This window comes from Micromonospora sp. NPDC047756, from assembly GCF_055587245.1.
In genome coordinates, this window is record NZ_JBVJGQ010000010.1 from 89980 (window position 1) to 101713 (window position 11734).

Annotated in this window: 8 protein-coding genes and 1 pseudogene; 6 read left to right on the forward strand and 3 right to left on the reverse strand. The window is 71.9% G+C overall.

Translation table 11 applies throughout. The features are described from left to right. Nucleotides 1-4: 4 nt before the first annotated feature. Nucleotides 5-1765 carry a beta-N-acetylhexosaminidase gene (locus tag ACZ6NZ_RS29795; protein ID WP_465861356.1) on the reverse strand — a complete coding sequence of 587 codons (1761 nt, stop codon included), beginning with the start codon at nucleotides 1763-1765 and terminating at the stop codon, nucleotides 5-7. Between the two features lie 223 nt (nucleotides 1766-1988). On the opposite strand from ACZ6NZ_RS29795, the gene ppdK reads away from it, so the two are divergent. Further along, complete coding sequence (ppdK, locus tag ACZ6NZ_RS29800) at nucleotides 1989-4697, forward strand: pyruvate, phosphate dikinase (RefSeq protein WP_465861200.1); 2709 nt, start codon at nucleotides 1989-1991, stop codon at nucleotides 4695-4697. 43 nt (nucleotides 4698-4740) lie between these two features. Here the strand turns inward: ppdK and ACZ6NZ_RS29805 are convergent, their stop codons facing one another. Further along, entirely contained in the window at nucleotides 4741-5241 is a 501-nt protein-coding gene (locus tag ACZ6NZ_RS29805) for a roadblock/LC7 domain-containing protein (protein ID WP_366611988.1), read from the reverse strand. Between the two features lie 253 nt (nucleotides 5242-5494). Here ACZ6NZ_RS29805 and ACZ6NZ_RS29810 point away from each other — a divergent pair, with 253 nt between their 5' ends. Genes ACZ6NZ_RS29810 through ACZ6NZ_RS29820 form a run of 3 tightly spaced genes read left to right on the forward strand, consistent with a single transcriptional unit; the run spans nucleotide 5495 to nucleotide 7961 of the window. After that, the gene (locus ACZ6NZ_RS29810; RefSeq protein WP_465861201.1) at nucleotides 5495-5842 is read left to right on the forward strand and encodes a VOC family protein; all 348 of its coding nucleotides are present in this window, start codon (nucleotides 5495-5497) and stop codon (nucleotides 5840-5842) included. Beyond that, nucleotides 5832-7097, forward strand: coding sequence for a deoxyguanosinetriphosphate triphosphohydrolase (locus ACZ6NZ_RS29815; protein ID WP_465861202.1), 1266 nt, complete (start codon nucleotides 5832-5834; stop codon nucleotides 7095-7097). The genes ACZ6NZ_RS29810 and ACZ6NZ_RS29815 overlap by 11 nt, the downstream gene beginning before the upstream one ends. 15 nt (nucleotides 7098-7112) lie before the next feature. Beyond that, a complete protein-coding gene (locus tag ACZ6NZ_RS29820) occupies nucleotides 7113-7961 on the forward strand; it encodes a siderophore-interacting protein (protein ID WP_465861203.1) in 849 nt (282 codons plus the stop codon). Nucleotides 7962-7968: 7 nt separating this feature from the next. Here ACZ6NZ_RS29820 and ACZ6NZ_RS29825 read toward each other — a convergent pair whose 3' ends face one another. Further along, the gene (locus ACZ6NZ_RS29825; protein WP_465861204.1) at nucleotides 7969-9174 is read right to left on the reverse strand and encodes a low temperature requirement protein A; all 1206 of its coding nucleotides are present in this window, start codon (nucleotides 9172-9174) and stop codon (nucleotides 7969-7971) included. 113 nt (nucleotides 9175-9287) lie between these two features. Here ACZ6NZ_RS29825 and dnaG point away from each other — a divergent pair. Both dnaG and ACZ6NZ_RS29835 read left to right on the forward strand, forming a co-directional pair. Next, a pseudogene (gene dnaG, locus ACZ6NZ_RS29830) lies at nucleotides 9288-11190 on the forward strand (DNA primase). Further along, the gene (locus ACZ6NZ_RS29835) at nucleotides 11191-11727 is read left to right on the forward strand and encodes a hypothetical protein (RefSeq protein ID WP_465861205.1); all 537 of its coding nucleotides are present in this window, start codon (nucleotides 11191-11193) and stop codon (nucleotides 11725-11727) included. The last annotated feature ends 7 nt before the right edge of the window (nucleotides 11728-11734 follow it).

The following is an 11734-nucleotide window of genomic DNA, read 5'->3' on the forward strand; positions in this document are numbered from 1 at the left end:
TCGTCTAGCGATCGGACGTGGTTTTGAGGTTCGCGTCGCGTGGTGCGGGAAGTGCCGGCGTGGTGGGCCAGGGGATCTCGGGTGCGCGGTGGAAGGTGATCCCGGCCGTTGCCCAGCGCGCGCCCTGGCCGGCCAGGCGGTCGCGGAAGTCGACCCAGTCGTGGCGTGCCCGGGGTGACCAGCCCAACTCGGCGATGGCCGGGAGGCGGGGCAGGAGCAGCAGTTCGATGTCGGCCAGCGAGGTGACCGATTCGGTCCAGAGCGGGGCCTCCACACCGAGGACCGCCTCGGTGGGTACGCCGGCGACCTGCGTGCCCGGATCCCAGTCGTACGCCTTCCGCACGTCGATGAGGCCGGCCCAGTCGTGCCCGATCGGGGTGTCCGAGGCGTACTTCATGTCCAGGTAGGCGTGGTTGCCGGGGGAGACGATCAGCCGGGCGCCCCGGCGGACGGCGTCGAGGGTGGTGGGGTCTTCGCCGTTCGTGCCCCACCACTGCAGAACCCGCCCGTCGAGGTGGGCGGCCGGCGCGAGTTGGTGCCAGCCGACGACGGTCTTGCCGAGGTCGGCCACGATGCGCTGGACCCGCTCGACGAAGCCGGTGTAGACCTCGCCCTTGACCTTGAACGCCTCGTCGCCGCCGATGTGCAGCCAGGGGCCGGGGGTGAGCGCGGCCACCTCGCCCAGCACGTCGGCGACGAAGTCGTACGTGCGCTCGTCGGCGGGGTCGACGTAGCTGAAGCCGACCTCGGTGCCGGTGTACGGCGGCGGGGCGATCTTGTCCGGTGCCAGCTCCGGGTACGCGACCAGGGCCGAGTTGGTGTGCCCCGGGAGGTCGATCTCCGGGACGACGGTGATGTGGCGGGCTGCCGCGTAGGCGACGATCCGCGCGTAGTCGGCCTTCGTGTAGTGCCCGCCGGGGCCGCCGCCGACCTCGGTCGTGCCGCCGATGCTGGTCAGCTTGGGCCAGGAGTCGACGGTGATCCGCCAGCCCTGGTCGTCGGTGAGGTGCAGGTGCAGGTGGTTGAGCTTGTAGCGGGCCAGGTGGTCGACCACCCGCAACACGTCCTCGACGGCGAAGAAGTGCCGCGCGACGTCGAGCATCGCGCCCCGGTAGGGGAACCGGGGTGCGTCGGTGATGGTCCCGCCGGGCAGCACCCACCGTTCGGTGACCGGAGTCGGGCTCTCGATCGCCGCTGGCAACAGTTGGCGCAGCGTCTGTACGCCGTGATGGAGGCCGGCTGCGGTGGCTGCGGTGACGTTCACCCCGTCGGTGGCGATGTCGAGGCGGTAGCCCTCCGCGCCGAGGTCGGCGCGGTCGTCGAGCACCAGCGCGATGCCACCGGCGGGCTCCGGCGTGGTGGCGTCGGTGACCGGCAGCGGGTAGCCGGTGGCCGGGCGCAGGAGCTGGGCGAGCTGCTCGGCGACCGCCAACGCGGCGGGGTCGGCGCTGGACACGATGACGGCTTCGGCGTGCAGCGCCCAGTCGGCGGTCGGGTCCGGCTGGACCTGCTGTGGGGCGGGCACGACGTCGGTCAGCCGGTGGGGGGCCGCCGGGGCCAGCAGGGCGCCCGCGGTCTGCTCGGCCGTGCGGGCCAGCGTGGCCGCGTCCGGCTCTCCCGTCGACCGGGGCGCGGGGACGGCGGTGGGGCCGGGGGAGGAGGTGGTCGACACGGCGGCGACTCCGGGGGTGTATTCGCGTCGGTTATGGCAAAAGTGAGGTTCACCGGCTGGCGTGGCGTCAAGCGTACGACGCTCGGCCGGGATGCGTGATGGTGCGCATGGAAGCGTTCCCAAAAACCGGTACGAACACGGATAGTCGTGATAGCTGTGCCAATTGTCACCGAACGGTCCCAGGTCACTCGATGGTCGCTTAACCTTCGCCCACCGATCGACGTCGACCCCGGGATTACCGGCGGTCCGTCCCGGGGAAGAAGAAAACTGAACCTTCGTTAAGTGTCAATCCGGCGCGTGTGTTGTGGAGGCTCTGGTGGCAGCGCAAGAGACCGTCGATCACAAGTACGTCTACGACTTCTCCGAGGGCAACAAGGAGCTCAAGGAGTTGCTCGGCGGCAAGGGGGCGAACCTCGCCGAGATGACCAACCTGGGGCTTCCCGTTCCGCCCGGCTTCACCATCACCACCGAGGCGTGCCAGGCGTACCTCGCCACCGGACGGGAGCCGGACGGGCTCGCCGACCAGATCGAGGCGCACCTGGAGTCGCTGGAGCGCGCGATGGGCAAGCGCCTCGGTGACCCGCAGGACCCACTGCTGGTCTCCGTCCGCTCCGGTGCCAAGTTTTCCATGCCCGGCATGATGGAGACCGTCCTCAACGTCGGCCTCAACGATCAGAGCGTCGACGGACTCGCAGCCCAGGCCGGCAACAACGAGCGGTTCGCCTGGGACTCCTACCGGCGACTGATCCAGATGTTCGGCAAGACCGTCTGCGAGGTGCCGGGTGAGGAGTTCGAGCACGCGCTCGACGAGGCCAAGAACGCCAAGGGCACCCACAACGACCTGGATCTCGATGCCGACGACCTGCGTGGGCTGGTCGACGCGTACAAGAAGATCTTTTTGAAGCACACCGGCCGGGAGTTCCCGCAGCAGCCGCGCGAACAGCTCGACCTGGCCATCCGGGCGGTCTTCGAGTCGTGGAACGCCGAGCGCGCCGTGCTCTACCGCCGCCAGGAGCGCATCCCGGCCGAGCTGGGCACCGCGGTCAACGTGGTGACGATGGTCTTCGGCAACCTCGGGCCCGATTCCGGCACCGGTGTCGCGTTCACCCGTGACCCGGCCAGCGGCGCGCAGGGCATCTACGGCGACTACCTGGCCAACGCCCAGGGTGAGGACGTGGTCGCCGGCATCCGCAACACGGTGCCGTTGCAGGAGTTGGAGCAGCTCGACAAGGCGTCCTACGACGAGCTGCTCGGGATCATGGCCCGGCTGGAGGAGCACTACCGGGATCTCTGCGACATCGAGTTCACCATCGAACGCGGCAAGCTGTGGATGTTGCAGACCCGGGTCGGCAAGCGCACCGCCGCCGCCGCGTTCGTCATCGCCGGGCAGCTCGTCGACGAGGGCCTGATCGACCTGGACGAGGCGCTGCACCGGGTCAACGGCGCGCAACTGGCCCAGCTGATGTTCCCGCGCTTCCAACTCGACCACGAGTTCCAGCCGGTCGCCACGGGCATCGGCGCGTCGCCGGGTGCGGCGTCCGGCACCGTGGTCTTCACCTCCGCGCGGGCCGTCGAGCTGGCCGCCGAGGGGAAGTCGGTGATCCTGGTGCGCCGGGAGACCAACCCGGACGACCTCAACGGCATGATCGCCGCGAAGGGCATCCTCACCTCGCGCGGCGGCAAGACCAGTCACGCCGCGGTGGTGGCCCGGGGCATGGGCAAGACCTGCGTCTCCGGTGCCGACGAGATCGAGGTGAACGTGCCGGCGAAGCGGTTCACGGTCGCCGGCCAGACCGTCGCCGAGGGCGACGTGGTGTCCATCGACGGCACCACCGGCAAGGTCTACCTCGGCGAGGTGCCGGTCATGCCCTCCGAGGTCGTGCAGTACTTCGAGGGCAGCCTCGACCCCGAGCACGTCGACAACGCGCTGGTCCGGGCCGTACACCGGATCATGACGCACGCCGACGGCAAGCGGCGGCTGGCGGTCCGCACGAACGCCGACACCGGCGCGGACGCCGCCCGGGCCCGGCGCTTCGGTGCCGAGGGCATCGGGTTGTGCCGCACCGAGCACATGTTCCTCGGTGACCGACGGGAGCTGGTCGAGCGGCTGATCCTGGCCCGGGCTCCGGGTGAGCGGGAGGCGGCGCTGGCGGCGCTGCTGCCGTTGCAGCGGGCCGACTTCGAGGAGATCTTCCGCGAGATGGACGGCCTGCCGGTCACCGTTCGGCTCATCGACCCGCCGTTGCACGAGTTCCTGCCGCCGTTGGAGCAGCTTGCCGTCAACGTGGCGGTCGCGCAGGAACGCGGCGAGGACGTGGCCAAGGAGGAGGCGCTGCTGGCCGCCGTCCGGCGGATGCACGAGGAGAACCCGATGCTCGGGCTGCGGGGCGTCCGCCTCGGCCTGGTCATCCCCGGCCTGTTCGCGATGCAGGTCCGCGCCATCGCCGAGGCGGCGGTCGCGGTCACCCGCGCGGGTGGCGCCGCCTGCCCGGAGATCATGGTGCCGCTGGTCGGGGCGGTGCAGGAGCTGGAGACGGTTCGCGCCGAGGCCGAGAAGATCATCGCCGAGGTGGTCGGGGACAGCGGCGTCGAGGTGCTGATCGGCACCATGATCGAGGTGCCCCGGGCGGCCCTGACCGCCGGTCAGATCGCCGAGGCCGCCGAGTTCTTCTCCTTCGGCACCAACGACCTGACCCAGATGGGCTGGGGCTTCTCCCGCGACGACGTCGAGGGCGCGTTCTTCTGGCGCTACCTGGAGTTGGGCATCTTCGGCATCTCGCCGTTCGAGTCGATCGACCGGGACGGTGTCGGCCGGTTGGTGCGGATCGCCGCCGAGGAGGGCCGGGCCGCCCGCCCCGGCCTCAAGCTCGGTGTCTGCGGTGAGCACGGCGGTGACCCGGACTCGGTGCACTTCTTCCACGAGGTCGGCCTGGACTACGTGTCCTGTTCGCCCTTCCGGGTGCCGGTGGCCCGGCTGGAGGCCGGTCGGGCAGTCGTGGAGACCGGCGGGTCGGACAGCCGCTGACGCCACGCCGGCGGCGGCCCGGTCACCCGGCCGCCGCCGGCGCTCAGATCGGCGGACGACGCCAGGTCGGTCGGGACGATCGGCGCAACTGCGCCGGCAGGGTCGCCATCGGGGTACGCGTGGCCAGCGGGGCGTGCGCGTCCGGTACGGCTGTCGCGCCGATGCCCCCACCGCGAATGTCCAGGAACGACCCTGCCCGACGGGCCACCGCCCGCGCCTCCGCGTGCAGCGCCTCCAGGTCGTCCGCCGCCGATGCGGTGACGAGGGTCAGCAGGGCGCTGCGCCCGGCCGGATAGGTGACCACACAGCCCGCTGTGGTGCACACGACCGATTCCCGGAACTCACCACGCCGGACGGTGTCGGCGACCCGGTGCCCGAGCCCGAAACTCGCGGCGGCGAGCGCGGCGAGATGGGTGGCGTCGGTGCTCGGTAGGTCGCTGGAGATGAGCAGGCCGTCGGTGCCCGCGAGCACCGTGCCGGCGATGTCGGGTCGGCGCTGGCGCAGCCCGCGTAGCTCCGGTCCCACCACCGTGTCTGCGTCCACGAGCGTTACCCCTCACCGGTTGGCTCTGCGTGTCAGTCGGCTCGTCACGTTCCGCGCTGGGAACGCTACCGGTGGCGACTTCCGTCCGCGAGACCGTAACCCTCGGCGATCGGTCGGCAACTGGGGGCCAATCGGTGGTTGTGTGCCGTTCGTCGATGCGTCGTGAGCGGGTCGGGCAGTGGTGGCGGGCGTAACCTTGGCTCGCTCGCACACGGCCGATTGGGCGCCGCGTCGAACGGGAAGAGGTGACTGCATGACGAGTGTCTGGGAGAGCCTGACTGTCGACGCCCGCGATCCGGCCCGACTGGCCCGTTGGTGGGCCGAGGCGCTCGGCTATCAGGTCGTCACCGAGAAGCCCGACGAGGTGGAGATCCGCCAGTCCGCCGACCGCCTGCCCGGCCTGGTCTTCGTGCCGGTGACCGAGGGCAAGGAGCGCAAGAACCGGCTGCACCTCGACCTGCGCCCCGCCGATCTGGAGGCTGAGGTCGAGCGCCTGGTCGACATGGGCGCCCGGCACGTCGACATCGGCCAGGGCGACGTCGAGTGGACGGTGCTGGCCGACCCCGAGGGCAACGAGTTCTGCGTCCTGCGTGGGAAGTGAGCCGGGGGCGGCGGAAGCCCGGTTGGTCGAGGAGCCGCCCAAGGACACCGGGCATCGCCGGTCGCCGTACGAGCGCGACCGGGCCCGGGTGCTGCACTCGGCGGCGTTTCGCCGGCTGGCCACCAAGACCCAGGTGCACACCGCCGGCACCGACGACTTCCTGCGTACCCGGCTGACCCACTCGTTGGAGGTGGCCCAGATCGCCCGGGAGATGGGTTCCCGGCTGGGCTGCGACCCGGACGTGGTGGACGTCGCGGGGCTCGCGCACGACCTCGGGCACCCGCCGTTCGGGCACAACGGCGAGGCCGCGCTGGATCTGCTCGCCACGCCGTGCGGCGGCTTCGAGGGCAACGCGCAGACCCTGCGGGTGTTGACCCGCCTGGAGGCGAAGGTGCTCGCCCCGGACGGCTCGTCCGCCGGGCTGAACCTGACCCGGGCGTCGCTGGACGCGATCGGCAAGTACCCCTGGCCGCGCCGGCCGGGGGAGCGCAAGTTCGGGGTGTACGCCGACGACGCGGCCGTCTTCGACTGGATCCGGGCCGGCGCACCCGGCGACCGGCGGTGCCTGGAGGCCCAGGTGATGGACTGGGCCGACGACGTCGCGTACTCGGTGCACGACGTGGAGGACGGCATCCACGGTGGTTATGTCACGTTGCACCCGCTGCTCACCGACGCCGACGAGCGGGCGGCGCTCTGCGCCGACGTGGCCGCCGCCTACTCCGGGGAGTCGGCGGCGGACCTGGCCGAGGTGCTCGTCGATCTGCTGGCCGGTCCGCTGCTCGCCCCGCTCGCCGGCTACGACGGCAGCCATCGCGCGCAGGTCGCGTTGAAGGCCACCACCAGCGGGGTGACCGGGCTGTTCGTGTCCGCCGCGGTGGCGGCGACGGAGGAGCGCTTCGGTCCGGGCCCGCACCGCCGCTACGCCGCCGACCTGGTCGTGCCCCGCCTGGTGCGGGCGCAGTGCGCGCTGCTCAAGGGCATCGCGCTGCGGTACGTGATGCGTCGCAGCGGCTTCCGGGGCCGCTACGAGCAGCAGCGGACGATGCTCGCGGAGTTGGTCGCCGCGCTGGTCCGGCGTGCCCCGGAGGGGCTCGACCCGATCTTCGTCCCGCTGTGGCGGGCCGCCCCGGACGACCGGGCCAGACTGCGGGTGGTGATCGACCAGGTCGCCTCGCTCACCGACCCGGCGGCGGTGACCTGGCACACCCGCCTGGTCGGCAAGGGGACACCCCCGGCCGACCACGAGCCAAGTTAGGCTAACCTAACCGACATGACGGAACGCCCCAGGAACGTCACCTCGGCCCGGGTGCTGCGCACCGAGCGGCCCACCCCGCACCTGATCCGGCTCGTCCTCGGTGGGGACGAACTGGTCGGCCTGCCGGTGGGCGAGTTCACCGACCACTACATCAAGGTGGTGTTCCCGCAGCCGAACGTCGCGTACCCGCAACCGTTGGACCTCGCCGCGATCCGGCGGGACCTGCCCCGGGAGCAGTGGCCGCGGCTGCGCGCGTACACGGTGCGGCGCTGGGATCCGCTGGCCGGGGAGCTGACCGTCGACGTGGTGCACCACGGCGACGAGGGGTTGGCCGGCCCGTGGGCCGCCGCGCTGCGTGCCGGCGATCCGGTGCACTTCGTCGGCCCCGGCGGCGCGTACGCCCCGGACCCGGACGCGGACTGGCACCTGCTGGTCGGTGACGAGAGCGCCCTGCCGGCGATCGCCGCCGCGCTGGAGCGCCTTCCGCTGGGCGCCCCGGCCCACGTCTTCGTGGAGATCGCCGACCCGGCGGAGGAGCAGAAGCTGCTCAGCCCGGGGGCGGTCGAGGTGACCTGGGTGCACCGCGGCGGACGCCCGGTCGGCGAGGCGCTGGTCGCGGCGGTCCGCGCGTTGGAGTTCCCGGCTGGCCAGGTGCACGCGTTCGTGCACGGTGAGGCCGCCTTCGTCCGGGAGTTGCGCCGGCTGTTGCGCGGCGAGCGGGGCGTACCCCTCGACCGGCTCTCCATCTCCGGTTACTGGCGGCGTGGCATGGACGACGAGGGCTGGCGTTCCACCAAAGCCGAGTGGAACCAGCAGGTGGCGGCCGAGGAGACGAGCGTCGCCGAGCCGGCCGGGGTGGCCTGAGCGCCGCTCATCCCTCGGGCGTCTGGTTCGCCTGGCCGGCCTTGGCCAGTCGTCGGCTGACCAGGACGGCGTACCCGACGACGGCCAGGGAGAGCAGCGACAGCATCAGCCTCGGCTGGTGCACCGTCGCGGTGACCAGCGAGACCGAGACCACCCCGTAGACGGCGATCGCGAACCGGGCGGCGCTCGGCCGGGCCCAGAGCCAGTAGAGGGCGAGCCCGCAGAGCGTCCAGATCACCATCGACGCGCCGAGTAGCAGCCGCAACTCCAACGGCAGGTGGTCGGCGTTGTCGTCGACCAGCCGGACCACCTGCCCGAGCGACCAGCCGAGCAGCAGCAGCGCACCGCCCAGCGGAATGTGCAGGTAGCTGTACGCCTGGCCGCCGCGCAGCCGGGGCTGGAGCAGGCGGGTGGTGACGAAGGTGGTGTAGACCCACCAGACGGCCGCCGGGATCAGGAAGGCCAACGCGGCGGTGAGGATCATGTGGGGCGGGGGATGGTCCGGCACGGCGAAGAGCAGGCTGGCCAGCGCGCTACCCAGCACGATGATGGTGAACTGCCCGATCCGTTCCGGCAGGTGCCTGTTGTCCACCGGCCAGCGGTTGAGCCAACGCGCCCCGACCCAGGGCGTCGCCAGTTCGATCAGCATCGCGACGATCCACAGGACGGGCCGCAGCTCGGTGGGCACGATCAGCGACACCAACCAGATCAACCAGCCCGACCCGAAGCCGATCAGGTAGATGGTCGTCACCATCCGGGCCATCGGGCTGGTGGAACGGGCACGTAGGTACAGCAGGAGCAGCACACCCCGCACGATCAGGTACCCGATGGGCAGGAGGACGCTCTCCGGAACCTCGTCGACCCCGAGCGTCATCGCGCCCGCGCCCACGAGCGCGACGAGCACCAGCACCCGGTGCAGCGCGTCGTCCGGGTCGAACCGGGTGTCGTAGTAGACCTGTCCCATCCAGGCCCACTGGATCACCACGAAGAGCCCGGTCACGGCCAGTACGTCGGTCGGTGACGGGCTCGGCTCGTCACCCAGCCGCGCCACCACCGCCGCCAGCGCGTACACGAAGATGAGGTCGAGGAAGAGCTCCAGCCAGGTGGCGTGGCGGTGTCCGGCCTCGTCCGCGCCCGGGGTCTGATCGGGTAGCCCGACCCGGCCGGCCAGCCATCTCGGCAGGCGGGGGGCTTGGCTGCGGACCCGGCGCATCTGGTCATGGTCCCCGCGCGGACCCGGCCGGCGGGCCGGAACCGCCCAGCCGGTAGCGGCCGCCGCCACACCGGCGTCCCCCGGCCGGCGTGTCGTCGGTCCGGCAGGGCAGGATGTACGGCGAGGGGGTGGCGCATGGCTGGGCGGATCCGGGACGAGGACATCGCACTGGTCCGGGAACGCACCTCGATCGGGGATGTGATCTCCGAGACGGTCACCCTGAAGTCCGCCGGCGGCGGCAACCTCAAGGGCCTGTGCCCGTTCCACGACGAGAAGAGTCCGTCGTTCAACGTGTCCCCGGCCCGCAACGTCTGGTACTGCTTCGGCTGCGGGGCCGGCGGGGACGCGATCAAGTTCCTGATGGACGCCGACCATCTCAGCTTCGTGGAGTCCGTCGAGCGGCTGGCCGGTCGTGCCGGCATCCAACTGCGCTACATCGAGGACGACAAGGGCGCCCCGCGCCCCCGACCACAGCAGGGCCAGCGGCAGCGCCTGGTCGCCGCGCACGCCGCCGCCGTCGCGTTCTACAGCGCGCAACTGAGCACCGCCGGCGCGCGGCCGGCACGGGAGTTCCTGGCCCGCCGGGGCTTCGACCGGGCCGCCGCCGAGCGCTACGGCTGTGGATTCGCGCCGGAGGGGTGGGACCCGCTCACCAAGCACCTGCGCCAGCAGGGCTTCACCCACCAGGAGTTGGTCACCGCCGGGCTGTCCCGGGAGGCCCGCTCGGGCTCGCTGATCGACCGGTTCCGCCGCCGGCTGCTCTGGCCGATCCGCGACCTGGCCGGCGACGTGATCGGTTTCGGCGCGCGCAAGCTCTTCGACGACGACGACGGCCCGAAGTACCTGAACACCCCCGAGACGCCGATCTACAAGAAGTCGCAGGTGCTCTACGGCATCGACCAGGCCAAGCGGGAGATCGCCAAGCAGGGTCGGGCGGTGATCGTCGAGGGTTACACCGACGTGATGGCCTGCCACCTGGCCGGGGTGACCACCGCGGTGGCGACCTGCGGCACCGCCTTCGCCGCGGACCACATCTCCGTCCTGCGCCGGCTCCTGTTCGACAGCGACGAGGTGGCCGGCGAGATCATCTTCACCTTCGACGGTGACGCCGCCGGGCAGAAGGCCGCGCTGCGCGCCTTCGAAGACGACCAGCGCTTCGTCGGGCGCACGTTCATCGCGGTCAGCCCCGACAACATGGACCCGTGCGACCTGCGGCTGGCCAAGGGCGACCTGGCGGTCCGTGACCTGGTCGCCCGCCGCGAGCCGCTCGTCGACTTCGCGCTGCGGCACGTGATCAGCCGCTTCGACCTGGACACCGTCGACGGCCGGGTCGAGGCGATGCGCCACGCCGCGCCGCTGGTCGCGCGCCTGAAGGACCGGGAGAAGCGCCCGGAGTACGTCCGCAAGCTCGCCATGGACCTCGGCATGGAGATCGAGCCGGTGCAGCGGGCGGTGCTCGCCGCCGGCAACACCGCGCCGTCCGGCACCCGCGAGGCCACCCCCGCCGCCCGGCCGACCCCGGCCCGCCCCGAGCCGGCGGTGGACAGCCCGCAGTCGATGGTCGAGCGGGAGGCGCTCAAACTCGCCCTCCAGCAACCGGTCCTGGCCGGGCCGATGTTCGACACGGTCGAGGCCACCGAATACCGCCACCCGGTGCACGTCGCGGTGCGTACGGCCATCGCGGCGGCCGGTGGTGCCGCGTCGGCGACCGGCGGCGCGGTCTGGATCGAGTCGGTCCGCGACGCCTGCGACGACCTGGCGGCCGCGGCGCTGGTCGGTGAGTTGGCCGTCGAACCACTGCGGATCGACGGCGAACCGGACCCGCGCTACGTGTCGATCACCATGGCCCGGGTGCAGTTCGGGTCGGTGACCGCCCGGGTCCGCGACCTCAAGTCACGCATCCAGCGGATCAACCCGGTCAACAACAAGGACGAGTACTTCGCCGCGTTCGGTGAGCTGCTGTCCCTGGAGCAGCACGCCCGGGCGTTGCGCGAGCAGGCTGCGGGAGGCCTCTAGATGGGACTGTTCAGCCGCAAGCCGAAGCTGCCGCCGGCCGACCGGCCGCCGCTGGACGCCGACGAGCGGGTGCTCGCCTGGGCCGCCGCCGGAAACGGCGAGGGCGACGGGGTGGTGGTCGCCACCAACCTCGGGTTGTGGCTGCCCGGTCGAGGGCACCGGTTCGGTTGGCACACCATCCTCAAGGCGGTCTGGTCCGGCCGGGAGTTGACGGTCACCCCCGCCGAGCCCGTCGTCGAGCGCGACGGCTACACCGTGGTCGCCGACGGGCCGGCCGAGACGTACCTGCTGCTCGACCCGGGGGAGTTGCCGCACCAGGTGCGGGCCCGGGTGACCCGTTCGGTCGCGTACACCGAGCACCAGCCGGTGCCCGGCGGCGCGGCGCGGGTCGCGGCCCGACGCGTGGCCGGGGTCGACGGTCTGACCTGGACGGTCCGACTCGACGCCGGCACCCCGACCGACGACGAGGCCGTGCTCGCCGACACCGACCGGCTGGTCGGTGTGGCCCGCGCCGCCACCGCGCCGGCCGACGGCTGACCGGTCG

Coding starts and splice junctions, on each gene's coding strand:
- ACZ6NZ_RS29820 (WP_465861203.1), top strand. CDS start 7,113: ATGACGGAACGCCCCAGGAACGTCACCTCGGCCCGGGTGCTGCGCACC.
- ACZ6NZ_RS29825 (WP_465861204.1), bottom strand. CDS start 9,174: ATGCGCCGGGTCCGCAGCCAAGCCCCCCGCCTGCCGAGATGGCTGGCC.
- ACZ6NZ_RS29810 (WP_465861201.1), top strand. CDS start 5,495: ATGACGAGTGTCTGGGAGAGCCTGACTGTCGACGCCCGCGATCCGGCC.
- ACZ6NZ_RS29835 (WP_465861205.1), top strand. CDS start 11,191: ATGGGACTGTTCAGCCGCAAGCCGAAGCTGCCGCCGGCCGACCGGCCG.